This is a genomic window from Ruegeria sp. HKCCD7303, assembly GCF_013111185.1.
Classification (GTDB): Bacteria; Pseudomonadota; Alphaproteobacteria; order Rhodobacterales; family Rhodobacteraceae; genus Ruegeria.
Genome location: NZ_WVRE01000002.1, coordinates 363123 through 388005 on the forward strand (window position 1 = coordinate 363123; position 24883 = coordinate 388005).

The window sequence follows — 24883 nt, forward strand, 5'->3', positions numbered from 1 at the left end:
AAATTTTTATTTGTCTGACATTTAAAAGTCTGACATTTGAAAAGCAAGGGAGTTGAGTCGGGAGGCTGAAGTGAGTCGTACTTGGCTGCGCAGCGGAATGTGGCTGGGCTTTTATGTTCTGATCCTGTGGGCGTGGTGGGTCATGTTCTCGATGAGCCGGGACATGGACCTTGATCTGATCGGTCGCCCCGGACCCATGGGGCAGGCCATGGCGGCCATGGATCCGCGCATGGACATGTATATGCCCATGGCCGAGTTTGGGCCGCTGTTTTCAATGTGGGCGATCATGATGGCGGCTATGATGCTGCCCACGCTTGTACCAACCCTGCGCAGCTATGACGACCTGATCCGCAGCGCCAATGGAAGCCGTGCGGGTTGGCTGGGTGTTCTGGCGGGGTACTCGATCGTGTGGGTTGGGTTTGCGGCTCTGATCGCCGGGATTCAGCTGGCTTTGCTGTTTGGCGGTGCGGTCGATATGCTGGGCATCGCCAAGTCCGGCTGGATTGCAGGCGGATTGATGATTGCAGTGGGGGCCTTTCAGTTCACCCGCGCGAAAGAGGTCTGCCACGGCGTTTGTCATGCCCCGATGACCTATTTCCTGGGCCATTGGAAAACCGGCTTCGCGGGCGGGGTCCGCATGGGTTTGGGCCTGGGCGCGTTTTGCGTCGGCTGCTGTTGGGGTTTTATGGCGCTGGGATTTGTGGGCGGTGTCATGAGCTTGTTGTGGATGGGTCTCGCGACACTGTTCATGGTTTTGGAGAAACTCCCCCAAATCGGGCACGCGATCACGCGGCCCATGGGGTTTGCATTAATTGCGGGCGGTCTCGTCCTGCTCGTCTATCCAATTAGCTACGGAGGTTAAGCCAATGGCAAAAAACAGAAAACCAGAAGCCGATCGGTTGCCCATCAGTCAGCGGATTGACAGCCGGATGCCAAACCCGAAACGGCGCGAAATGAGCCCAACGGAATGGTCGATCAAGGGCGAATTGATCCTGAATTGCTCGTGCGATGTATTCTGCCCCTGTGTTGTGTCGCTGGGTGCGCATCCTCCGACCGAGGGCCATTGCCATGCTTGGATGGGCGTCATCATCGATGAAGGGCACTATGAGGGCGAAGATCTGTCTGGGCTGAATGTCGGTCTGTTGGTCGATATCCCGGGCCGTATGGGCGAAGGCCAGTGGAAAGTGGCGGCCTATGTCGACGAGCGCGCCAGCGGAAAGGCGTATAACGGTTTGCTTCAGATTTTCAGCGGGCAGGCCGGGGGAACCACCGGGCTGTTTACCATGCTGGTGAGTGAGATCATCGGGGCCGAGCGTGCCCCTGTGCAGATCGAACGCGACGGGACCAAGCGCCGCATCATGATTGGCCGCAAGATACAGGGCGAGATCGAAATGCTTGGAGGCAAGGACCCAGAGCATCCTGTCATGGTTTCGAACTCGAAATACTGGATGGGCCCTGATATTATCGTGGCGCGGGGCACGAAGTCGAAAGTGCGTGATTACGGCCGGGTTTGGGATTTTGGCGGTAAGTCAGCCGAGATTTGTCCGATTGACTGGCATGGGCCTAAGTAATGATCACCGGCGCTTATGCACGTGAGATGGCGCAGTATAATCATTGGCAAAACAAGCAGTTGTCGGAGTTTATGCAAGCTTTGAGTCACGAGGAGCTGATCCTTGAACGCGGAGCGTTTTTTGGTTCGATCCTAGGTACCGCCAACCATCTGCTCTGGGGGGACTGGATCTGGATGTCCCGCTTTGACAAGGGGGACGGGCCAGAAAGCAACATTCACCGCGCGGGCGGCGGTATTCATGAAAGTGTGTATCTGTGCCCCGACCTGTCTGCATGGCTGCCCCTGCGAGAAAAGATTGACGCCCGCATCATCCGATGGGCTGACAGCTTGGGCGACGAACCTCTGACGGGTCCGTTCACGTGGTATTCAGCCGCGAAGGAGGCTGACATTACTTTGCCCTATGCGCGGTGCGTCATCCACATGTTCAATCATCAAACCCACCACCGGGGACAAGTGCACAAGATGCTGACTGAGGCGGGATCTGAAGCGCCGGTCAGTGATCTTGTCTTCATGCCGCAGGAGGATTGAATGCCGCAAATATCTCCTTCGCGCCGTTTGAGGCGCACGCCATTCTCGGATGGGGTCGAAGCTGCTGGGGTCAAAGGATATACGGTATATAACCGTATGTTATTGCCTACTGTTTTCGAAAGCGTTGAGGCCGACTATCGGCATTTGAAGACCCATGTGCAGGTGTGGGACGTCTCGTGTGAGCGACAGGTCGAACTACGCGGGCCGGATGCCGCACGCCTGATGCAGATGCTCACTCCGCGAGATTTGCGTGGGATGTTGCCGGGGCAGTGTTTCTATGTGCCGATCGTCGATGAAACAGGTGGAATGCTAAACGACCCGGTGGCTGTGAAGCTGTCCGAAGATCGTTGGTGGATTTCGATTGCGGACAGTGACCTGTTGCTTTGGGTCAAAGGGATCGCTGTGGGATACCGTCTGGATGTTCTCGTGGACGAGCCGGATGTGTCGCCGCTTGCTGTTCAGGGCCCCAAGGCGGACGAACTCATGGCCCGCGTATTTGGCGACCGCGTGCGGGATATCCGGTTTTTCAAGTTTGACATGTTCGAGTTTGAGGGACGCGATCTGGCCGTGGCGCGCTCGGGTTATTCCAAACAGGGCGGATTCGAGATTTATGTTGAGGGCAGCGACATTGGTATGCCCCTCTGGAATGCATTATTCGCTGCAGGAGAAGACCTTGAGGTGCGTGCCGGCTGTCCAAACCTGATCGAACGGATCGAGGGTGGCTTGCTGTCCTATGGCAATGACATGACGGATGATAACACTCCGCACGAGTGTGGCTTGGGCAAGTTCTGCAACACGCATACCGCAATCGGCTGCATTGGCCGCGATGCATTGCTGCGTGTGGCCAAAGAGGGGCCCATTCAGCAAATCCGGCCTATTGCCATCGCGGGCGATCCTGTGCCGGGCTGCGATAGGCCCTGGGGTCTCTACGCGGATGGAAAATGGGTCGGGCAGGTGACTTCGGCGACCTGGTCCCCTGACTTCAAGACCAACGTAGCCATTGGCATGGTGCGATTGAGCCATTGGGACGCGGGAACGGAACTGGATGTTGAGACACCGGACGGGATGCGTCACGCAACCGTGCAGTCACATTTCTGGATTTGACACGGGGGTTGGGGGCGCTGCCCCCGTCGCTGCGCGACTCCCCCGAGGTATTTTGGGCCAGGTGAAGAACTGGTCCGGGCGCAGAAACACGAAAGGAATTGAGATATGTTCAATGCTCTTGTGATGGAGAAGGACGAAGAAATCGGTTTGGCGAGCCCATCGGTCAAGCAGTTGTCGGAAGATGATCTGCCGCATGGTGAAGTCACCGTTGCTGTCGAGTATTCGACGGTCAACTACAAGGACGGGCTCTGCCTGTCTCCTAAAGGCGGCGGGCTGGTCCGGTCCTACCCGCACGTTCCGGGCATTGACTATGCCGGTACGGTAGAGGCTTCGTCAGATGATCGCTACAAGCCAGGGGACAAGGTCGTTCTAACCGGTTGGCGTGTGGGTGAGGCGCATTGGGGCGGTTATTCTCAGAAAGCCAATGCGCGGGCCGATTGGTTGGTCCCACTACCTGACGGGTTGGACACGCGGCAGGCCATGGCTGTGGGTACCGCCGGGTTTACGGCGATGCTTGCGGTGATGGCGCTGGAGGATCATGGACTGACCCCGGATCGGGGACCGGTTCTGGTGACAGGCGCTGCAGGTGGTGTTGGATCGGTGGCCACGGCAATTCTGGGCAAGCTGGGATATGAGGTCGCCGCAGTAACCGGGCGGCCCGAAACCGGGGACTATCTGAAATCCTTGGGCGCGACGACCATTGTGCCGCGCGAAGACCTGAATGAGACCACCAAACGCCCGCTGGAAAGTGAAACCTGGGCTGGCTGTGTGGATGCAGTGGGTGGCGATATGTTGGCGCGTGTTCTGGGTCAGATGAAATACGGCTGTTCTGTTGCGGCAGTTGGTTTGGCTGGCGGGGCTGGATTGCCGGCGACAGTGATTCCATTCTTGCTGCGTGGGGTGAACCTGCTGGGCATCGACAGTGTAATGCAGCCCTTTGACAATCGGCTGCGCGCCTGGAAACGGATCGCCACGGATCTGCCGATGGACAAGTTGGACGCGATGATCCAACCCGCTGTGTTGTCAGATTTACCTCAACTGGGTGCCGATATCCTGAAAGGACAGGTCAAGGGTCGCGTCGTAGTGGATGTAAACGCTTAGGTTCGAGCTTTCCAGCAGACCTGGACGGATGATTCCGACCAGGTCTGAGGTCGCAGGTTTGGTACAAAATGGTCGCAGCGCCTCTGGCCATTGATACAATTCCCGATCATGATTGCTATACATCCCATTTGCGATGGCGTAAGACCCATCGAAAGAGTACCTGAATACGGGGAGTGAGCAGCATGTCTGACGACTTCGAACTGGACACCGACGATCTCAAGCGCCGCATGGATGGCGCCATGGCCAATCTGAAAACCGAATTTGCCTCGCTGCGCACGGGGCGCGCATCGGCTTCCATGCTGGAACCTATCATGGTTGACGCGTATGGCTCGATGACGCCGATCAACCAAGTGGGCACAGTGAACGTGCCCGAACCGCGTATGGTGACTGTAAATGTCTGGGACAAGTCACTGGTGGGAAAGGTGGAAAAAGCCATTCGAGAAAGCGGACTTGGCATCAATCCTCAGCTGAACGGCACCATCATCATGTTGCCGATTCCCGAGCTAAATGAAGAACGCCGCCGCGAGCTGGGTAAAGTTGCCGGGCAATATGCGGAAAGCGCGCGGGTTTCGATCCGCAACGTGCGCCGCGACGGTATGGACCAGATCAAAAAAGCCAAGGCGGATGGAATGTCGGAAGATGACCAGAAGCTTTGGGAAAGCGAAGTTCAGGATTTGACGGATGAAATGATCAAGGCCGTTGATGTTGCGCTTGAGACCAAGCAAGCTGAAATCATGCAGGTCTGAGCTGGACTGATGCCCAAAGATCCCCAAATCGATCCGGTTTCCGGCCCACGCCACGTGGCTATCATCATGGACGGCAATGGTCGTTGGGCACAGGCGCGTGGCCGCCCCAGACTGTATGGTCATCATGCGGGCGCGCGGCGTGTGCGAGAGGTGGTTGAGGCCTGTCCTGGCCTTGGGATCAAGTATCTGACTGTTTTCGCCTTTTCGACCGAGAACTGGAAGCGGACGCAGGTTGAGGTTGCAGGTCTGATGAGCCTGTTTCGTCGCTACATCATCAAAGAAACCCGGACACTTGCGGACAACGGAATCCGCGTTCGGTTCATCGGTGATCGCGTCCGGTTGGATTCGAAGCTGACCGATTTGATGGATGCTTTGGAACAGGAAACCAAGGACAACGACCTCGTGCATTTGACGGTGGCGTTGAACTACGGTGGCCGTGATGAGGTGGCGCGCGCCACCAAACGGTTGGCGCGTGATGTTGCCGAGGGGCGATTGAAGCCTGAAGAGGTGGACGAAGAAACTCTTCCTAAGTATCTGGATACGCGTGTTCTTCCTGATCCGGACCTTGTTATTCGCACCAGTGGCGAAGCGCGTATTTCAAACTTTCTTTTGTGGCAGTCGGCCTATTCGGAATACGAGTTTATCGATACTTTGTGGCCGGACTTTACGGCCGCCGAACTGGAAGCGCTATGCCGCAACTATGGCTCGAGAGAGCGCCGGTTCGGAGCGGTGCTGGCATGAGCGAAGGCCGATGGTCTGACCTGACAGCACGGGTTCTTTCTGCAGTCGTGCTGGTTATGGTGGGCGCGGTCGAGGTGTGGCTGGGCGGTGTTTGGTTTGAAACTTTTATCGCTGCAGCTTGCGGTTTAATGACCTGGGAACTGGTTCGGATGATCGATCCAAAAAGCCAGGGTACGGCCATTCAGCTTGGCGTCCTGACAAGCGCTGCGGTTTTGCTGAGTTACCATCTGCCACCTCTGTACACATTACCTGTCATTGTCGCGCCCGCCTTGGTGGGAATGGGGCAGGTGAGCCGATCCAAGATCCTTTATGGGCTGTTTGCTGTCTGGATTGTCGGCGCCGGGTTGGGGTTCATCTCGGTCCGCGAGAATTTTGGCTTTAGTTGGATGGTTTGGCTGATTGCCGTGGTCGTCGCCACGGATGTCGCAGGGTACTTTGTTGGAAAAATGATCGGCGGACCTAAGTTCTGGCCCAAAGTTAGCCCTAAGAAAACATGGTCGGGAACAGTGGGTGGATGGGCTGCCGCCGCCTGCGTCGGGGTGGCCTTTGCGGCCCATGCCGGTTTCGGATTCGCGTTTGTTGTTGTTTCGATATTGGCTTCAATGGCCAGTCAAGCTGGTGATATTATCGAAAGTGCAGTCAAACGAAAGTTTGGGGTCAAGGACAGTTCAAACCTGATCCCAGGCCATGGCGGCTTTCTGGATCGCTTTGACGGCATGATGGGCGCTGCCTTGTTTGTCCTTATAGCTGGGCTGTTTTACGCGCCGGGTGGGATGTAATGCGCAGGGTTTCTATTTTTGGGGCCACAGGATCGATTGGGCAAAACACGATCGATCTGATCTCACGCGCGCCAAGCGACTATGATGTCGTGGCTCTGACAGGTGGGGCGAATATTCAGAAACTGGCCAATGACGCGCGCCGTTTAGGGGCCGATCTGGCGGTGACGGCACATGAAGACAAGTTGGACGATCTGCGCGCCGCGCTTACTGGCAGCGAGGTCGAAGCAGCGGCTGGCGCAAACGCCATTGCCGAGGCTGCAACGCGCCCAGCGGATTGGATCATGTCAGCCATTGTGGGCTCAGCAGGGCTTGCGCCGGGGATTGAGGCGCTGAAACAAGGTTCAACGCTGGCGCTGGCCAACAAAGAAACGCTGGTCTGCGCAGGGTCTCTGGTCATGGAGACGGCCAAGGCTCATGATGCGCGACTGCTGCCGGTCGACAGCGAGCATTCAGCCGTTTTTCAAGCTTTGGTCGGAGAAGACATCACTGCCGTTGAGCGCGTGATCATTACGGCCAGCGGTGGAGCATTCCGGGACTGGCCGATGGAAGATTTGGTCAATGCCACGGTGGAACAAGCGTCCAGCCATCCGAACTGGGACATGGGACAGCGCATTACAATCGACAGTGCTTCGATGTTCAATAAAGCCTTAGAAGTGATTGAAACAAGGGAATTCTTCTCTGTTTCGCCTGCGCAGATCGAGGTTTTGGTGCACCCTGAATCCATCGTACATGCAATGGTCGGGTACCGCGATGGGGCTGTGATGGCCCATATGGGAGCACCGGATATGCGCCATGCCATCGGCTACGCCTTGCATTGGCCAGAACGACGCGATCTTCCAGTGGATCGGCTTGACCTGGCGAAGATCGGACAATTGAACTTCAAAGCGCCTGATCTGAAGCGATACCCGGCTTTGAAACTGGCGTGGGATGTAATGGAGCGCGGTGGTCTGGCGGGGGCGGTGTTCAATGCAGCCAAGGAACGAGCGCTGGATCATTTTATTGCGCGCCGGATCTCATTTCTGGATATGGCAGATGCCGTGGCCGCCGTTCTTGACCGATTTGACGCATCAGACGGCCTTATTGATGCCCCGATGACCCTTGATAACGTGCATCAAACGGACCATTTGGCACGTCAATGGGTCGATGACACCGTGGTGGAACGAGCAGGATAGAATTTTGGACGTACTTTCGCTGATACCTCAATTTGGCAATCTTCTTTGGACGATTGTGGCTTTTGTCATCGCGTTGTCCGTTATCGTGGCCGTGCATGAATACGGCCACTACATTGTGGGGCGCTGGTCTGGTATCCATGCCGAGGTGTTCTCGATCGGGTTTGGCCCTGTACTTTGGAGCCGCGTAGACAAACGCGGTACCCGCTGGCAGATCGCATTGTTGCCGTTTGGCGGATACGTGAAGTTCCTGGGCGATGCCAATGCCGCGTCAGGGAAAGATGAAGAGGCGATGGGCGAAATCGCCACTCAAAACCCTGAAGAGTTGCGGCGCACAATGCACGGGGCACCCTTGTGGGCGCGGGCTGCTACAGTGGCGGCAGGCCCGGCATTTAACTTTGCGATGTCCATTCTGGTTTTTGGCATGATTTTCTGGTCGCAGGGTGTTTCGCGCGAACCGTTGACCGTGGGTTCATTGCAACCTCTGCCAGGGACGGTGCAAGAGCTGCGTGAAGGTGATGTGATCATCGCGATCTCGGGCATCACTACGCCGGACTATGATGAAGAAGGGGCATGGCAGGATTTCATCGATGCACTGCCGGTGCAACCAGTTCTGGATTATACAGTAATCCGAGACGGCGAAACGCTGGACGTTCAGGCGCCTTGGATGTTTCCACCACTTATCCGGCAGGTCGCCCCGCGCAGCGCCGCAATGGATATCCAGCTTGAGCAGGGCGATGTTATCACTGCCGTGAATGGCGAGCCGATCTTTGCCTTTGATCAATTGAAGGACTTTGTCGAAAGCTCGGATGGCCGCGTTCTACTTTTGAACGTATGGCGAGACGGATCCGATCTGGAGTTTGCACTTGCGCCTCGACGCACGGACGAGCCTCAACCGGAAGGTGGGTTTGTCACCCATTGGCGGATCGGCATCATCGGTGGAATGATGTTAGAACCCGCTACTGAACCCGCCGGTCTTGTGGATTCACTGCGCGGCGGTGTCATTCAAACAGGTCGGATCATCGAAGGGTCTTTGTCCGGTATGTGGCACATGGTGACGGGAGCGATCAGCACCTGCAACATTTCCGGGCCAATCGGAATCGCCGAAACCTCGGGTGCGATGGCCAGCCAGGGGGCGCAGAACTTTATCTTCTTTATCGCAGTGCTGTCGACAGCCGTTGGTTTGTTGAACCTGTTCCCGATTCCGGCACTGGATGGCGGCCACTTGGTTTTCTACGCCTACGAAGCCGTCGTAGGTAAACCACCCAGCGACGGCGCATTGAGAATTCTCATGGGGCTGGGCATCACTATTATCCTGACTCTGATGCTGTTTTCGGTTAGCAACGATCTGTTCTGCTGATTGTGGCGTTAGGCGCTAATTTGGGCCGCATTCCTGCCTTATTTCGGGACTATGCTCTTTGCGTCGAAAGGGTATCACCATGACCAAAGCGCTTAAAAAATCGTACCAGGGGTTCAGCTTGCTTTTCATGCTGAACCGTGACGTGTTGTTGAGCTTTGCGATGACAGCGCTGGCGCTGGCAGGTGCAGCTTATCTGGCCGGGATCTATCTGGCGGGATTCTGATTCTTACCGAAATGCTGGCAGCTTCTGGTCCACCCTCGTAGTGGAATGCTTCTATTTCGCCTTTTGACAAGCTCATTTAATCCCGTTACTCAGCAATAAAGTTCTAAAATTCTGGGTAGAGCACAAAATGACTGACAGGCGAAACGCGGGCACATCCTGCGGGGGGCAAATGCCGACAAACAATATTTTGTGGCAGGCGCTAACGGTTCTTTTCCTTTTTGTTGCAGCGAGTTTGACGGCTTTTCCGAACGCGGCGCAGGCGCAAAACTTCACGATCAACTCCTTCCAGGTTGAGGGCAACCGTCGGATCGAAACCGGCACAATTATAGCCCGAACCGGAATCGAACCGGGCCAAACAGTCACCGCCGGACAGATTAATGATGCCTATCAGCGATTGCTTGACAGTGGTGTATTTGAAACAGTCGAGCTGACGCCGCGTGGCACTACTCTGGTGATCGAAGTTCAGGAATACCCCACGATCAACCAGATCAGCATCGAAGGAAACGCTCGGGTTAAAGATGACGTTTTGTTGGACGTCATCCAATCCGAACCGCGCCGAGTCTTTACCCCTCAGGTGGCAGAAGCAGACGCGGATTTGATTGCCGAAGTTTACTCAGCGCAGGGCAGGGTTGCCGCAACGGTCATTCCACGGATCATCCGCCGCAGTGACAACCGGGTCGATCTGGTTTTTGAAGTCGCGGAAGGCACAACCATCGAAGTTGAGCGTGTCAGCTTTGTTGGCAACCGGGCATTCTCGGACCGCCGTTTGCGCCGGGTTCTCGAGACCAAGCAAGCAACGTTCCTTCGGACCTTCTTCCGTAACGATACGTTTATTGGCGACCGCATCGAGTTCGACAAACAGGTCATTCGCGATTTCTACCTGTCGCGTGGCTACGTCGATTTCCGGGTGAACAGCGCCAATGTCGAATTCACGCGTGAACGGGATGCGTTCTTTCTGGTTATGAACGTCACAGAAGGGCAAAAGTTCTCGTTCGGCAAGATCACTACGGTCAGTGAAATCCCCGGCGTCAACGCCGCAGAATATCAAGATGCGCTGAAGATCAAACCTGGTGTGACTTATACGCCCACGCTGATTGAAAACTCGATTGCCCGGCAAGAACGTTTGGGCGTCAAGAAGGGCGTGGACTTCCTGCGGGTCGAGCCGCGCATCACCCGCAATGATCGCGACCTGACACTGGATGTGGAGTTTGTCCTGACAAAAGGTCCGCGCATATTTGTTGAACGGATTGACATTGAAGGCAACACCACCACGCTGGACCGCGTCATCCGCCGTCAATTTGACACGGTCGAGGGTGACCCATTCAACCCGCGCGAAATTCGTCAGGCGGCTGAGCGGATCAATGCTCTGGGTTTCTTCGCCACCGCAGATGTCGAGCCGCGCGAAGGGTCTTCGCCCAGCCAGGTGATCTTGGATGTGGATGTAGAAGAACAACCCACAGGCTCGCTTAGTCTTGGTGGTAGCTACTCGGTAACGGACGGTTTCGGGATCGCGATTGGTCTGAATGAATCCAACTTCCTGGGTCGTGGTCAGAACCTAGGTCTGACGATTTCGACCGCCCAGGACTCCGAGCAGTATTCGATCAGCTTTACAGAGCCGTATCTGCTGGGCCGTAAGCTGCGTTTTGACTTGGGGCTGGGGCTGTCGGGAACAAACTCGGGCTTTGCCAGCTATGATACCAGCTCGCTGTTCTTCACCCCACAACTGACCTATGCCATCGGGGAACTGTCGTCGCTGCGGTTGCGCTATGGTTGGGATCGCAGTGAAATGACCCAGCAGGACAACGAAGTGAACGGTGCGGTTATTTCGTCGGAAATCGCTCAGGGTAAGCGAACGTCCAGCTCTTTGGGTGTGTCTTACGTGTATGACAGCCGTCGCGGTGGTTTGGACCCGAATTCCGGCGTTCTGTTCGAGGTTGGCGTTGATGCTGCGGGTCTTGGTGGCGACAACAAATACTTCAAAACCACCGCACGCGGCATCGCACAAACCCGCGTTTGGAACGAAGAGGTCGTGCTGCGGGCGTCGATGGAGCTGGGTGCGCTGCACTGGCGGGGGAACGATTTCAGCCGTACGATTGACCGCTTTGTGCTGGGGCCCAATACGTTCCGCGGATTCGAGCCTGCAGGTCTTGGCCCACGGGATCTGTCCAACGGTCAGGATGACGCCATCGGTGGTAACTATTACTGGGTTGCACGCTTTGAAAGCGATTTCCCGCTTGGCCTGCCCGAAGAATTGGGTCTGCGCGGCGGTGTCTTTTACGACGTCGGTAACCTCTATGACATCGACAACGTCAACACCGCCGGTGCGAATATCGTCGGTGCAAACGGCTCGATCCGCCACGTGATTGGCATCGCTGTTCTCTGGGACACACCGTTCGGACCGTTGCGGTTCAACTTCTCGCAGGCTCTGAAAAAAGAGAGCTTCGACAAGGAACAGAACTTTGACTTTACGATTCAGGCTCGGTTCTGATCAGACATGTTGGATAAGATAATGAGAACAGCACTGGGCCCTTTCGGGGCCCTGTGTCTTTTGTCGGTTGTTTTGACTGCACCGTTGGTTTCGGCACAACAACTCGGCGTACCGCAAGCCAGTGTCGTTACCTTGTCCAGCGAAGAACTGTTTTCCAAGTCGGCCTTCGGTCAGCGTGTGCGGCGAGAGGTCGAAAAAGAAAGTGCCCTGCTTGCGGAAGAAAACGAACGGATTGTGGTTGAGCTCAGCCAGGAAGAAAAAGAACTGACGGAACAGCGCGCGACCTTGCCGGCTGAGGAATTCCGCCCATTGGCCGAGGCTTTTGACTCCAAGGTTCAGTCTCATCGCGAAGGCCAGCGCGCCAAGCTGGATGCCTTGGCGCGGCGCAGTGAAGAAGCGCAACAGACCTTTTTCGAGATCGTCCGCCCCATCCTTGTGGACTTGCTGCGCGAATTTGGAGCCAGCGTAATGATCGAACGATCCAATGTGGTCGTCAGCACCACCGACATCACTGACGCAGCCATCGCCCGTATCGACGCTGCAATCGGGGATGGCAGTTCCCTCCAAGAGGGCAACGGCGAATAGGGTTGCTTGCCCTTGGGTTGCTGTATTGCTAACCACGCGGAAAAGAAACATCCAAAACGGGATATCTGATCAATGACCACGGAAACCAAAAGCGCCGACATTCAGCTGATCCAGAGGATCTTGCCACATCGCTATCCGTTTTTGCTGGTCGACAAGGTGGTGGACATCTCGGGCTATCAGTCGGCGCGCGGCATCAAGAACGTGACTATGAACGAGCCGCACTTTCAGGGGCATTTCCCCGGCACACCGATCATGCCGGGCGTCACAATCGTCGAAGCCATGGCTCAGACTGCGGGTGTGATGCTGGGTGTTGGCATGGATGTCATCGATACTGAATTGCTGATCTATTTCATGAGCATCGACAAGTGCAAGTTTCGCCGCAAGGTAGTGCCAGGTGACGTTCTGGAAATGCATGTGGAAACAGTGCGCGGTAAAAAAGGCGGCAAGCTGTTCAAATTCAGCGGTCGGGCCACGGTTGAAGGAGAAGTAGCAGCCGAGGCCGAGTTTTCGGCCTATGTTGATTGGGATATGGAAAAAACAACATGAGTGGAATCCATCCCAGCGCAATTGTTGAAGAGGGCGCTCAGATCGGGCAGGGCTGTACGATTGGTCCATTCTGCTATGTCGGCGCGCAGGTCAAACTGGCGGATCGGGTCGAGCTTAAATCTCATGTGGTTGTGACCGGAGATACATCGGTTGGCGAAGACACCGTCATTTTCAATTTCTCGGTGATTGGTGAAATCCCGCAGGATCTGAAGTTCGGTGGCGAAAACACCCGCCTGGAAATCGGTCAACGTAACCGGATTCGGGAACATGTGACGATTAACACCGGCACCGACGGTGGCGGCGGCGTCACGCGCATCGGGGATGATTGTCTGTTGATGGCAGGCGTTCACGTGGCCCACGACGTGCAGATCGGCAACCGCGTCATCATGGTCAACCACGCAGGGGCAGCTGGTCACTGTATCGTGGAAGACGATGTGATTGTCGGCGGCATTTCAGGGCTGCATCAATGGGTGCGCGTCGGGCGCGGAGCAATCATTGGTGCGCTGACCATGGTGCCCAAGGACGTTATTCCCTACGGTCTGGTGCAGGCCTCACGTGGTGAGCTGGACGGCTTGAACCTTGTTGGTCTGAAACGCAAGGGTGTTTCGCGCGAGGATATCTCGGCGCTGCGCGCGGCCTTCAAGGAACTGTCCGAAGGCGATGGAACCTTTATGGACCGCGCCAGCCGGATCGGCGAAGGCAATGAAAGCGATTACGTGCAGCGGATCGTCGATTTTGTCACCGGCCACAGTGATCGCTCATTCCTGACACCGGGGAAATAAACCCATGCTGGCGTTGATTGCGGGAACAGGGGCATTGCCGACCGAAGTGGTGGCACAGTTGACCGAACGACCTTTGATCTGCGCAATGGAAGGGTTTCTACCTGACGATTTGACGGCGGATATTGTGTTTCCGCTGGAACAGCTGGGCAGCTTCATCGCCGATCTGAAGGCGCGGGGCGTGACGCAGATTTGTCTGGCCGGTGCGGTTCAGCGCCCGCCTATCGACCCAAGCCGCATTGACGCCGCGACGCTACCATTGGTTCCGGTGATCCAAAAGGCAATCATGTCCGGAGATGACGGCGCGTTGCGTGCGGTCATCGGGATCCTTGAAGATGCAGGGCTGCAAATGCGGGCCGCACACGAAATTGCGCCCGGGTTGCTTCCTCCATTGGGCTGTCTGACGGATGCGCAACCCTCCGAGGCCGACATGGCCGATGCGGTCCGTGCTTCAGGTATTCTGCGTGCAATGGGGGCCGCAGATACAGGGCAAGCCTGCGCTGTGTTAAATGGCCAGGCCCTGGCGATTGAAGGGATATTCGGCACCGCTTGGATGCTGAAATCTTTGACCCAACGACCAGATGCGGGCGGAGGAATACTGTTCAAAGGGCCCAAACCCGATCAGGACCGGCGCGCCGATCTACCGGCCATCGGACCCGATACCGTCACCGATGCGGTTGCGGCCGGGTTGTCTGGAATCGTATTGGAAAAAGGCGGCGTGCTTGTACTGCGGCAAGAGCAGGTCATCGCAGAATGTAACCGTCTGGGTCTGTTCCTATACATCCGCGAGCGGGCGGCCTGATGCGTGTCTTTCTGGTCGCCGGAGAACCTTCGGGCGACCGGCTGGGTGGCGCGTTGATGGCAGGCTTGAAAACTCTGATCCCCGATGTGGAATTTGACGGGGTCGGTGGCCCGCTGATGGAGGCGCAGGGTCTGACCAGCCGGTTTCCCATGTCCGAGCTTTCAGTCATGGGCCTTGTCGAAGTTCTGCCGAAGTTCTTTCACCTCAAGCGCCGAATCTCCGAGACCGCGCAGGCCGTGCTGGATACGAAACCGGATGTGTTGATCACCATCGACAGTCCGGATTTCAGCCTGCGTGTTGCCAAGATTGTAAAGGCCGCAAGCAACATCCGCACAGTTCACTATGTCGCCCCTAGTGTCTGGGCCTGGCGGCCGGGGCGGGCCGATAAGATGGCCAAGGTTATTGACCATGTGCTGGCGCTGCTTCCTTTTGAGCCGCCGTATATGGAACGGGCAGGGATGGAGTGCGATTTTGTCGGTCACCCCGTGGCCAGCGAGCCTGTTGCCACGCCGGAAGAGATCGCCGCGTTTCGGAACCGCTTTGATCTGGGGGATGCGCCGATCTTGTTGGCCTTGCCCGGATCACGTCGGGGCGAGATTGAACGGCTGGCAGAGTCCTTTGGCGGTGCATTGCGGCTGTTTATCGAGGCTCATCCGGGCTACCGCGTGGTGATCCCGACCGTTGGCGCGACAACCGAGCTTGTTAAAGAGCGGGTCGCGGGCTGGCCCGGAGACCCGGTAGTGTTGGACCCGCGCTATGAAGGCGCGGATCAAACGCTTGCCAATAAGCGTTCCGCGTTTGGCGCGGCCAGTTTGGCGCTTGCGGCGTCGGGAACCGTGTCACTTGAGCTTGCTGCGCAGAATACGCCGATGGTCATTGCCTACAAACTCAACTGGCTGACACAGAAGATGGCCGAACGGATGGTCAAACTGGACACCGTAACTCTGGTTAATCTGGTGTCAGATACGCGCGCTGTGCCGGAATGTCTGCTGGATGACTGCGAACCAGCAAAGATCGCCGACGCCTTGCGCAATGTGATCAACGCCCCGGATGCGCAGCAGCTTGCCATGGGTCTGACCATGGACCGATTGGGCCGAAGTGGCGAAGCCCCCGGTTTGCGTGCCGCGCGGGCTGTGTTGGATAGAATGCAGGTCGATTATGCTTGACCATGCGCTGTTCGCGGTGTCTGCCGGGATCGCGATGGTATCCACCAATCTCGACAATTTGGCCGTCTTGTTGGGTCTGATTTTGGTGATGGAACAGCGCCGCGCCATCATTGGCTTTGCGGTTGCTCAAACCCTTGTTCTGACCCTGGCGATGACCGTCGCGCTTGGTCTGAACCAAAGCGGTGTCCCGTTCTGGATCGGGTATCTGGGCATCGTGCCCCTGGTTTTTGGTTTCCGCGGTATCTGGAAACAGTATCGTGACGCCGAAGCGCAGGACGCGGATTCCAATGCGGCCGTGACTTCGGTAGTGACGCTTTTCCTAAGTCTTTCGATTGACAGTTTCGCGGTCATGACCCCTCTGCTGGCGGACTCTGCGCCCACTTTTCGCGTTGCTGCGCTGGTTGGCGCAGTAGTGGCTGCCACCGGTCTGGTCGCCGTTGCGACGTGGGGTGCGCCCCGCGCCAAAAGCCTCGGCCCTCGCGTCGCACGTCTGGATCGGATCGCGCCGTACATCATGGTCTGTGTTGGTCTCTATATTCTCTTTAATTCGCCCACGGATGTTATGTGACAGAGAGAGGATACGCCGTATATCGCATATGTGATCCTTATCCGGGTGGTGCACCGACACGGGGCTGCGATATCCTCGTCGAAAAAGGAGCTTTGCTATGACCCGCATTCCCCCATTGTCGGATCAAGAAATGACCGAAGAGGCACGCGCGTCTCATTCGGCTTTGGGCGCATATGGGCCGTTCGATAATTGGGCTCGTGTTGCGGCCTATTGCCCTTCGATTCTGGAACATGTGACGGGAATGCTGACCACATTGCGCGAACAACAGAATCTGCCCCAGCGCGCGCTTGAACTGGCGATGGTGACGGTATCCAAGCTAAACGCCTGCGACTATTGTGTTTCACATCATACACCGATGCTGACCGTCGCGGGCCTAAGTCCCGAGGGTGCTGCGCGTCTGCCGGACGTTGAGGATCATCCAGAACTGGACGCTTGTGACAAAGCCGTGGTGCGCTATGCAGAGGCCGTGACAACACGATCCGGTCGGATGCGGGACGCCGAAGTATCGGACCTGCGGGAGTGGTTCAGTGATGCGCAGATCGTTGAGCTGACCTGGCGCATCGCCCTTTGTGGAGCGTTCAACCGCTTCAACGATGCCCTTCAGATCCAGATCGAAGCAGAGGTCGAACCGGTCTCAGCCTAATTCGCGGTTGCAAGGATTTCCCTGAAAACCCAACCTTCCAATGTTCCAGACGCAATGGCCACGCTGTCCCCATCATGGTCGATGGCGGACACGGTGATCTGGTCATAGGTCGTCAGGATATTGCATTCATTTGCTGTCGCCAGTTCAGCAAGCTTTGAATGGCGATCCTTTTGCCCGTCGGCACCGAGTTGCAGTTCGATTGAAGACTGAAAATGCGATACCCAATCCGAAGTTTCGCATAAGGCAAATGTGCCGGGGTGAAGGGTATAAATTCCGTCTTCTGGAGGATGAGCAACGCCATTGGCCGCAGTGATGGGGGTGGCATCCGGAGTGTCGTCATACTGATCGTCCAGTGAGTCGAAGAAACCTCGTTGATCTTTTTCCGGTGCTTGGCTGGGATCGTCCGCGATCCGCAAAAGATGGTCGATCGCATCAGGCAGATCGCCATCTTCTTCGACGAGATCAACAGTGAAGCTGGTCTTTCCTCCATCCCATTCCAACTTGGATTTCACTTTGTAGTAATAAAATTTTGCATATGTCGAGTGACGCAGGATTTGGATCTGCTCATCGCTCAACGGAACCCTGATCGTGACGGCTCCGGTGTAGGCGTCAGGTCGAGCGCATCCACCGCAGACGCTTGCAGGGATGGTCAGTATTTCGGTGTCGTATTCATCAAAAAAAGCAAGTCGATCAAAGCTGGCAATAGCCTCGGGATTGGCCTGGTCGAGCATGTCGCTGTCTGCAAGTTTATTCAAAAAATCATGATCGTAAGCGTTCGCAGGTTCGGACCCAAACAGCCCGGTGCCGAACTGTAGCCCCGGGTTGGTTTGAAAGTGGTTTGAATCAATGCCGACCGGCTCCGGGTGGTCCAACCTGAACCACCACCGTGTATCCCGGTCGTCCTCAAGGCGTAGGCTGACATAGAAATCGCGCCATTGTATTCTTGCCTGCCAGCCGTCTGCTTCATCAAGCAGCGCTTTCAGGGTCCATTCTTCTGCATTCTCAGCCAGCGATATTGCTGGAATAGCCAGGAACAAAATAAGAAAACGGTAGAGTCTAAGCATTGTGTATTCCGGTTAAGGTATTACTTTGAAACCGAAATATCCTGTGCGATCTGCTATTTCAATAACTTGTTCAGTATCCACGCCAGATCCAGCCGCCGCCAAAAATGCGGCTGCCTTCACTTGCATAAAACACACATGCCTGACCTGGTGAAATACCTTCCTCGGGTGTCAGCAGTTCGACCTCGGCTGTGGTGTCGGACAGGGGCCTAACAATCGCCTCACGCGGGGGACGGGTCGAGCGGACTTTGACTGACAGATGCCATTCGTCGCGCGAGGTGAAAGGTTCATCGCCCAGCCAGTTGATCTCGCGTACCGGAACGACACGGGTGGCCAGCATCTCCTTGGGGCCGACAACGACCTGTTTCTTGTCGACGTCCAGTTTGATGACATAAAGCGGCTCAGTCAGGCCGCCGATGCCAAGACCGCGCCGTTGACCGATCGTGTAGTGAATCACGCCATCATGCTGTGCCAGAACGCGGCCATCCGCGTGAACGATCTCGCCCGGCTCTGCCGCACCGGGACGCAGCTTTTCGATCACGCTGGCATAGTTGCCATTTGGCACAAAGCAAATGTCCTGACTGTCGGGTTTGTCCGCAACGGACAACCCGTATTGCGCCGCCATTTCACGCGTTGCGTCCTTGGACGGCAGGTGGCCCAGAGGAAAACGCAGGAAATCCAACTGTTCCGGTGTGGTCGAAAACAGGAAATAAGATTGATCGCGGTTCGCATCCTCGGCGCTGTGCAACTCGGGTCCGTTGGGACCCATCTTGCGTTGGATATAGTGGCCGGTGGCCATGCAGTCGGCCTCAAGATCTTTGGCGGTTTCCAGCAAATCCTTGAACTTCACCCGTTCATTGCAGCGAATGCAGGGCACAGGGGTAGCTCCCGCCAGATAGCTGTCGGCGAATTCGTCGATCACAGCATCTTTGAAGATGTTCTCATAATCCAGAACGTAATGCGGAAAACCACGTTCTTCGGCCACACGACGCGCGTCGTGGATATCGATCCCAGCGCAACACGCGCCTTTCTTGGCCAGCGCCGCTCCGTGGTCATAAAGCTGCAACGTAACCCCCACAACGTCATAGCCCTGATCCGCTAGATAGGCCGCCACAACCGAGCTGTCGACGCCACCCGACATCGCAACGACCACCCGCGTTTCCGAAGGCGGCTTTGCAAAACCAAGCGAGTTCAGCGGGGTCTCGGTATCGAGGGCCATGATCAGTTCCGTTTCGGGTTAAGGAAGACCGCCGGAATATAAGAAAATTCTAAACATTCTCAAGGGGCGGTTTCACGCGCTCTTAAGTAGCCTGATGTCAGCTGTGATGCAGTAAGAAAAGGGTTGAAAGATGTTTTTGCACAAAGTGGAAGGCCCTCGGTCTGTGACATTGCCTGACGGTACCATTCTGACACGCGCTGATCTGCCACCTTCTGATACACGGCGTTGGGTGGCCTCACGCAAGATTTTGGTTGTGCGTGGCGTGCTTTACGGCCTGATCAGCTTGTCTGATGCCAAGAAAAATTACGGGATCAGTGATGAGGAGTTCAATGGCTGGGTGTCTCTTGTTGCGGAACATGGTGCCGACGCACTGAAAGCCACAGCCCTAAAAAAATATCGACAACCTAAGGGAGAGTGTGAAAAACTGATTCAACGGTAACGTCAGATTAACCATTCTTGTTCAGGTTTATTTTTAATTGGAATTGTTGACCGAATTGGAGCAGTAAAAAATGCGCGTACTTCTTGTCGAGGATGATCCGACCACGTCTAAAAGCATTGAGCTCATGCTGACGCATGCAAACCTCAACGTCTATGCAACGGATCTTGGCGAGGAAGGAATCGATCTGGCGAAACTCTATGATTACGATCTAATTTTGCTGGATCTGAACTTGCCGGACATGAACGGGAACGAGGTGCTGCGCCAGTTACGTATCGCACGGGTTGAGACACCGATTCTGATTCTGTCAGGGGCCGATGACACTGAAAGCAAGATCAAAGGCTTTGGTTTTGGAGCGGATGATTACCTGACCAAACCCTTCCACCGCGAAGAACTGGTAGCGCGTATTCACGCCATTATCCGCCGGTCGAAGGGGCATTCGCAGTCCATCATTCACACCGGTCGAGTTGCGGTAAACCTGGATGCCAAAACCGTTGAGGTGGACGGAAAGACTGTTCATCTGACCGGCAAGGAATATCAAATGCTTGAACTGCTTAGCTTGCGTAAGGGCACGACCCTTACCAAAGAGATGTTCCTGAATCACCTCTATGGCGGCATGGATGAACCTGAACTGAAGATCATCGACGTGTTCATCTGCAAACTGCGCAAAAAGCTCAGCAATGCGACCGGCGGCGAGAATTATATCGAAACCGTCTGGGGGCGTGGCTATGTGCTGCGCGATCCGCAAAGCAATACTCTCGACGAGACGCGGATGGCTGTCGGCCTCTGATTGGAACCACCCGTGCCGCTGGTGGTCCAGGGCGGCACTTTACACTCACGGCTCAGCACGTCTGGACCTGGCCATGGCCTCGCCCTATCACTGAGGTCCAAGAACGCGTGACAGGGCGAGGCCATGAGCAACTCCAATTCCATATCTGATCTGACCGAAGACCAAGCGCGCGCCGAATTGGCGCGCCTTGCGGCTGTGCTGTCTCGGGCAAACACGCTGTATCATGGGTCAGACGCGCCTGAAATTTCGGATGCGGAATACGATGCGTTGAAGCGCCGAAACTCTGAGATTGAGGCGCGATTTCCCAACCTCAAACGTGACGACAGCCCGTCGGACCAAGTCGGCGCCAAGGCAGCGGACGGGTTTTCGAAGGTAACGCATGCTGTTCGAATGATGTCGCTGGGCAATGCCTTCGATGACGAGGACGTGGCCGATTTTGACAGATCGATTCGAAAGTACCTGGGTCTGGGCTCCGATGAGCCATTGTCTTTCACGGCTGAACCAAAGATCGACGGTCTGTCGCTGTCCTTGCGCTATGAAAACGGCCAACTTGTTCAGGCCGCGACGCGAGGGGACGGTGAGGTCGGCGAGAATGTGACGGCGAATGCGCGTACCGTCTCGGATATTCCTCAGCAGTTGAATGGCGCGCCCGAAGTGCTTGAGGTCCGTGGCGAGGTCTATATGTCTCATGCCGATTTCGAGGCGCTGAATGCGCGGCAAGCAGAACGAGGTGGAAAGCCCTTTGCCAATCCACGTAACGCAGCGGCCGGGTCTTTACGGCAAATAGATGCGGAAATCACGCGATCCCGACCCCTAAAGTTTTTTGCCTATGCGTGGGGTGAGGTGTCCGAACCCTTGGCAGACACACAATTGGGTGCGATTGAGCGACTGCAATCTCTTGGGTTTTCGACAAATACACTGACGCGCCTATGTCAGACGACCCAAGAGATGATCGCGCACTATCGGGAAATCGAGGCGCAACGGTCCACCTTGGGATATGACATTGACGGGGTTGTCTACAAGGTCAACAATTTGTCGCTTCAGGCGCGTTTGGGGTTTCGCTCTACTACGCCGCGATGGGCAATTGCGCATAAGTTCCCCGCCGAACTGGCCTGGACGAGGCTAGAGGCAATCGACATTCAAGTTGGCCGCACTGGTGCGCTCAGCCCCGTGGCCCGTTTGCATCCAGTGACAGTTGGCGGCGTTGTGGTTTCGAATGCCACTTTGCATAACGAAGACTACATTGCCGGGCGCGATGCCAAGGGCAGTACGATCCGAGAAGGCAAGGATATACGTGTCGGGGACTGGGTACAGGTTTATCGCGCGGGTGACGTGATCCCGAAAGTTGCCGATGTCGATCTGACCAAACGCCCTGAGAACACTGAGACATTTCCGTTTCCGCAAGAATGTCCTGAATGCGGTAGTGCGGCTATTCGCGAGGAAGGCGATGCCGTGCGCCGCTGTACGGGCGGTTTGATTTGTCCGGCGCAAGCGGTAGAAAAATTAAAACATTTTGTGTCTCGCAAGGCGTTTGATATCGAAGGCTTGGGCGCAAAACAGATTGAAATGTTTTACGATGACCCGGTCCTTCCGATTAACACCCCTGCTGACATCTTCACATTGGAACAGCGCGACAACGGTAATCTGGCCCGGTTGAAAAACCGGGATGGATGGGGCGAGACCTCGGCCGGAAATCTGTTTGCTGCGATTGACGAAAAACGCAAAATTCCATTTGCGCGCCTACTGTTTGCCTTGGGTATTCGGCATGTGGGCGAAGTTGGCGCGCGCGATTTGGCGTTGTATTACCGTGAGTGGGATGCCATGGCGCAGGCGTTGGATGCTGCTCGCCCGGCGGCTTTGGCGCAGCGGCAAGCCGATGAGGCCGAAGATGCGGAACGAGCGACAGCGGCGACCGAGGGCCGTCGTGCCCGCGTCAAGGAAGTGCGTGATGCGGCTATCGCAACGGCCTGCGTTTCTTCAGAGGCCAATGCAGCCTGGGCTGATCTGATCGGGATTGATGGGATCGGCGCGACGCTTGGCCTTTCCCTTTCAGATGCTTTTGCAAATGAGGAAGAGAGGCGCGCATTTGATACGCTACGACAGGAGTTGACTGTCATTGCTCCGGATGCACCCGCATCGGACAGCCCGGTGGCAGGAAAAACCGTGGTGTTTACCGGGACGCTGGAAAAGATGACGCGAGCTGAAGCTAAGGCTCGGGCCGAGGCATTGGGTGCGAAAGTTTCGGGATCTGTCAGCAAGAAAACTGATATTTTGGTTGCAGGACCGGGTGCCGGATCGAAAGCCAAAAAGGCCGCAGAACTGGGTATCGAAACCTTGGACGAGGATGGCTGGTTGCAGCTGATCGAAGGCGCATGAGCGGACGGCCGGAACAGCTTTTTCCGCTTTTTGCGGATTTGGAGACGCTCGATGGTGTCGGTCCCAAAACCGCGCAAGTCATGGCGCAGACCGGCGTGGAAAGTCCGCGCGATGTTTTGTTTGGTTTGCCCTACGCAGTGGTTGACCGTCGTAGGCGTGATACGATCCAAGGCGCTGATTTGCCTTCCACGTTGACAGTTGAGGTCACTGTGGGCACGCATCGCCCGCCACGCAGTAAGGGTGGGGCCTATCGTGTTCATGTCGAAGACAGTCAGGCCGATTTTCAGTTGGTCTTCTTTCATGCGCGCGGAGATTATCTGAAAAAGGTGCTGCCTGAGGGATCGCGCCGGGTGATTTCCGGTAAGTTGGAATTGTTCGACGGTATGACCCAAATGGTGCATCCGGATCATATGCTGCCAGTAGAAAAGGCCCGAGAGATCCCGGAATTTGAACCTGTTTACCATCTGACACAAGGGCTGACCCAGAAAACCGCGTTCAAGGCCAGTCGCAGCGCGTTGGCGCGGGCGCCTGAGCTTGAGGAATGGATCGACCCCGCTCAGGTGGCGCAACAAAATTGGCCGGATTGGGCTTCAGCCATTCGCGCCGGTCACAATCCGCAGGGGGCAGATGATGTCGCTCCCTTTGCACCCGCGCGGCAGCGTTTGGCCTATGACGAATTATTTGCGCATCAGTTGACCCTGGCATTGGCCCGCCAACGGGAACGTAAATCTCGTGGAATTGTTAGTGTCGCGACCGGGAGGTTGCAATCCAAGGTGTTGGCCAGCCTTCCTTATCATCCGACCGGGGCCCAAAGCCGCGCGATCGAAGAGATCGCGGCGGATATGGCTTCGGACGCTCGGATGAACCGTCTACTTCAGGGCGATGTGGGTGCAGGCAAGACCCTGGTGGCTTTCATGGCGCTTTTGATCGCTGTTGAAGCAGGCGGGCAGGGTGTGATGATGGCCCCGACCGAGATACTGGCGCGCCAACATCTGGAAGGGTTGCGCCCGCTGGCCGAAGAGGCCGGGGTGGTTTTGGAACTGCTCACGGGGCGAGATAAGGGTGCTGAGCGTCGTGCCAAGCTTGAGGCGCTGAAACAAGGTAGTATTCAGATACTGGTCGGCACCCATGCGGTGTTTCAAAGTGACGTGGAGTTCAAGGCTCTGCGCTTGGCCATCGTCGATGAACAGCACCGCTTTGGTGTTCGGCAACGGATGGAACTGTCGGAAAAAGGGCAGGGTGCCGACGTTCTGGTGATGACGGCAACTCCAATCCCGCGAAGCCTGGCGCTTGCGCAATATGGGGATATGGATGTCTCGGTTCTGGACGAAAAACCGCCCGGGCGAAAACCGATCAAAACGGCGATTGTCAGCACGCAGCGTATGGATGAGGTCGTGTCGCATCTTCGCCGCGCGATTGAAGAGGGGCGACAGTGTTACTGGGTCTGTCCATTGGTTGATGAATCCGAGGTTTCAGACCTGACCGCTGCCGAAGAACGGTTCAAACGTCTGCGCGCTATTCTGGGGGAAGGCGTTGTGGGGCTGGTCCATGGGCAGATGCCGCCCACTGACAAAGACGCGGCGATGAGCGCGTTTCAGAACGGTGACACCAAGGTTCTGGTGGCGACAACTGTGATCGAGGTTGGGGTCAATGTTCCCAATGCCACGATCATGGTGATTGAAAGGGCCGAGATTTTCGGGCTTGCGCAGTTACACCAATTGCGAGGGCGTGTGGGGCGTGGCGATGCGGACTCAACCTGCCTGCTAATGTACCAACCGCCGCTCAGCGAAGGTGGGCGCAGACGGCTGGAGGTTTTGCGTGAAACCGAGGATGGGTTCCGCATTTCCGAAACCGATCTTGAAATGCGCGGGGCCGGGGATCTGATCGGGACCGCACAATCCGGCCTTCCTAAGTTCCATATCGCCGATCTTGAACGTCAGGCCGGGTTGATGGCTGTCGCCCAATCAGATGCGCGCGCATTGCTGAATGCAGACCCGAAACTGACGTCGGAACGGGGCCGTGCCGCGCGTGTTCTTTTGTGGTTGATGAAACAAGATCAGGCTATCCGTTTAATTTCAGTGGGTTAGGTGAAGTGTTCTAAAA

Annotated in this window: 25 protein-coding genes; 23 read left to right on the top strand and 2 right to left on the bottom strand. The window is 56.2% G+C overall.

Annotation, left to right across the window (positions count from 1 at the left end):
* Positions 1-97: 97 nt before the first annotated feature.
* From GS630_RS06420 to GS630_RS06510, 19 genes are all read left to right on the top strand, one after another.
* The gene (locus tag GS630_RS06420; protein WP_171619463.1) at positions 98-862 is read left to right on the top strand and encodes a DUF2182 domain-containing protein; all 765 of its coding nucleotides are present in this window, start codon (positions 98-100) and stop codon (positions 860-862) included.
* A gap of 4 nt (positions 863-866) precedes the next feature.
* The gene (locus GS630_RS06425) at positions 867-1571 is read left to right on the top strand and encodes a DUF1326 domain-containing protein (RefSeq protein ID WP_171234325.1); all 705 of its coding nucleotides are present in this window, start codon (positions 867-869) and stop codon (positions 1569-1571) included.
* Entirely contained in the window at positions 1571-2098 is a 528-nt protein-coding gene (locus tag GS630_RS06430) for a DinB family protein (protein WP_171173891.1), read from the top strand. The genes GS630_RS06425 and GS630_RS06430 overlap by 1 nt, the downstream gene beginning before the upstream one ends.
* Entirely contained in the window at positions 2099-3202 is a 1104-nt protein-coding gene (locus GS630_RS06435) for a dimethylsulfoniopropionate demethylase (RefSeq protein WP_171173893.1), read from the top strand. It begins immediately after the preceding gene.
* 105 nt (positions 3203-3307) lie between these two features.
* Positions 3308-4303 carry an acryloyl-CoA reductase gene (gene acuI / locus GS630_RS06440; RefSeq protein ID WP_171173896.1) on the top strand — a complete coding sequence of 332 codons (996 nt, stop codon included), beginning with the start codon at positions 3308-3310 and terminating at the stop codon, positions 4301-4303.
* 182 nt (positions 4304-4485) lie between these two features.
* The gene (gene frr, locus GS630_RS06445; RefSeq protein WP_171173898.1) at positions 4486-5049 is read left to right on the top strand and encodes a ribosome recycling factor; all 564 of its coding nucleotides are present in this window, start codon (positions 4486-4488) and stop codon (positions 5047-5049) included.
* A 9-nt stretch (positions 5050-5058) separates the two neighbouring features.
* Positions 5059-5790 carry an isoprenyl transferase gene (locus tag GS630_RS06450; RefSeq protein WP_171173900.1) on the top strand — a complete coding sequence of 244 codons (732 nt, stop codon included), beginning with the start codon at positions 5059-5061 and terminating at the stop codon, positions 5788-5790.
* Positions 5787-6569, top strand: coding sequence for a phosphatidate cytidylyltransferase (locus tag GS630_RS06455; protein WP_171618987.1), 783 nt, complete (start codon positions 5787-5789; stop codon positions 6567-6569). Before GS630_RS06450 ends, GS630_RS06455 begins: the two co-directional genes overlap by 4 nt.
* Positions 6569-7741, top strand: coding sequence for a 1-deoxy-D-xylulose-5-phosphate reductoisomerase (gene dxr / locus GS630_RS06460; RefSeq protein ID WP_171173905.1), 1173 nt, complete (start codon positions 6569-6571; stop codon positions 7739-7741). The genes GS630_RS06455 and dxr overlap by 1 nt, the downstream gene beginning before the upstream one ends.
* A 4-nt stretch (positions 7742-7745) precedes the next feature.
* Positions 7746-9098 (top strand): RIP metalloprotease RseP, encoded by a 1353-nt coding sequence (rseP, locus tag GS630_RS06465; protein ID WP_171618989.1) that lies wholly within the window; start codon positions 7746-7748, stop codon positions 9096-9098.
* Positions 9099-9177: 79 nt separating this feature from the next.
* Positions 9178-9321 carry a hypothetical protein gene (locus tag GS630_RS06470; protein ID WP_171173909.1) on the top strand — a complete coding sequence of 48 codons (144 nt, stop codon included), beginning with the start codon at positions 9178-9180 and terminating at the stop codon, positions 9319-9321.
* 127 nt (positions 9322-9448) lie between these two features.
* A complete protein-coding gene (gene bamA, locus GS630_RS06475) occupies positions 9449-11809 on the top strand; it encodes an outer membrane protein assembly factor BamA (protein ID WP_171173911.1) in 2361 nt (786 codons plus the stop codon).
* Between the two features lie 21 nt (positions 11810-11830).
* Positions 11831-12394 carry an OmpH family outer membrane protein gene (locus GS630_RS06480; protein WP_245223198.1) on the top strand — a complete coding sequence of 188 codons (564 nt, stop codon included), beginning with the start codon at positions 11831-11833 and terminating at the stop codon, positions 12392-12394.
* Between the two features lie 72 nt (positions 12395-12466).
* Positions 12467-12940, top strand: coding sequence for a 3-hydroxyacyl-ACP dehydratase FabZ (gene fabZ / locus GS630_RS06485; RefSeq protein WP_050602398.1), 474 nt, complete (start codon positions 12467-12469; stop codon positions 12938-12940).
* A complete protein-coding gene (gene lpxA / locus GS630_RS06490) occupies positions 12937-13722 on the top strand; it encodes an acyl-ACP--UDP-N-acetylglucosamine O-acyltransferase (protein ID WP_171173915.1) in 786 nt (261 codons plus the stop codon). The genes fabZ and lpxA overlap by 4 nt, the downstream gene beginning before the upstream one ends.
* A gap of 4 nt (positions 13723-13726) precedes the next feature.
* The gene (locus GS630_RS06495) at positions 13727-14521 is read left to right on the top strand and encodes an LpxI family protein (RefSeq protein WP_171173918.1); all 795 of its coding nucleotides are present in this window, start codon (positions 13727-13729) and stop codon (positions 14519-14521) included.
* A complete protein-coding gene (gene lpxB, locus GS630_RS06500) occupies positions 14521-15687 on the top strand; it encodes a lipid-A-disaccharide synthase (protein ID WP_171173920.1) in 1167 nt (388 codons plus the stop codon). Before GS630_RS06495 ends, lpxB begins: the two co-directional genes overlap by 1 nt.
* A complete protein-coding gene (locus GS630_RS06505) occupies positions 15680-16255 on the top strand; it encodes a hypothetical protein (protein WP_216598991.1) in 576 nt (191 codons plus the stop codon). Before lpxB ends, GS630_RS06505 begins: the two co-directional genes overlap by 8 nt.
* A 97-nt stretch (positions 16256-16352) precedes the next feature.
* Complete coding sequence (locus tag GS630_RS06510) at positions 16353-16898, top strand: carboxymuconolactone decarboxylase family protein (protein WP_171173922.1); 546 nt, start codon at positions 16353-16355, stop codon at positions 16896-16898.
* Here the strand turns inward: GS630_RS06510 and GS630_RS06515 are convergent.
* Together GS630_RS06515 and mnmA are read right to left on the bottom strand one after the other, a co-directional pair.
* Positions 16895-17962 carry a hypothetical protein gene (locus GS630_RS06515; RefSeq protein WP_171173924.1) on the bottom strand — a complete coding sequence of 356 codons (1068 nt, stop codon included), beginning with the start codon at positions 17960-17962 and terminating at the stop codon, positions 16895-16897. The genes GS630_RS06510 and GS630_RS06515 overlap by 4 nt on opposite strands.
* A 70-nt stretch (positions 17963-18032) precedes the next feature.
* Positions 18033-19178: a tRNA 2-thiouridine(34) synthase MnmA gene (gene mnmA / locus GS630_RS06520; RefSeq protein ID WP_171173926.1), complete on the bottom strand. Its 1146-nt coding sequence runs from the start codon at positions 19176-19178 to the stop codon at positions 18033-18035.
* A 130-nt stretch (positions 19179-19308) separates the two neighbouring features.
* On the opposite strand from mnmA, the gene GS630_RS06525 reads away from it, so the two are divergent.
* From GS630_RS06525 to recG, 4 genes are all read left to right on the top strand, one after another.
* Positions 19309-19617 carry a DUF1153 domain-containing protein gene (locus GS630_RS06525; protein WP_171711911.1) on the top strand — a complete coding sequence of 103 codons (309 nt, stop codon included), beginning with the start codon at positions 19309-19311 and terminating at the stop codon, positions 19615-19617.
* Positions 19618-19687: 70 nt separating this feature from the next.
* Complete coding sequence (gene ctrA / locus GS630_RS06530; RefSeq protein WP_171618991.1) at positions 19688-20404, top strand: response regulator transcription factor CtrA; 717 nt, start codon at positions 19688-19690, stop codon at positions 20402-20404.
* A gap of 123 nt (positions 20405-20527) precedes the next feature.
* Complete coding sequence (gene ligA, locus GS630_RS06535) at positions 20528-22780, top strand: NAD-dependent DNA ligase LigA (RefSeq protein WP_171618993.1); 2253 nt, start codon at positions 20528-20530, stop codon at positions 22778-22780.
* Positions 22777-24867, top strand: coding sequence for an ATP-dependent DNA helicase RecG (gene recG, locus GS630_RS06540; protein WP_171173934.1), 2091 nt, complete (start codon positions 22777-22779; stop codon positions 24865-24867). The genes ligA and recG overlap by 4 nt, the downstream gene beginning before the upstream one ends.
* The last annotated feature ends 16 nt before the right edge of the window (positions 24868-24883 follow it).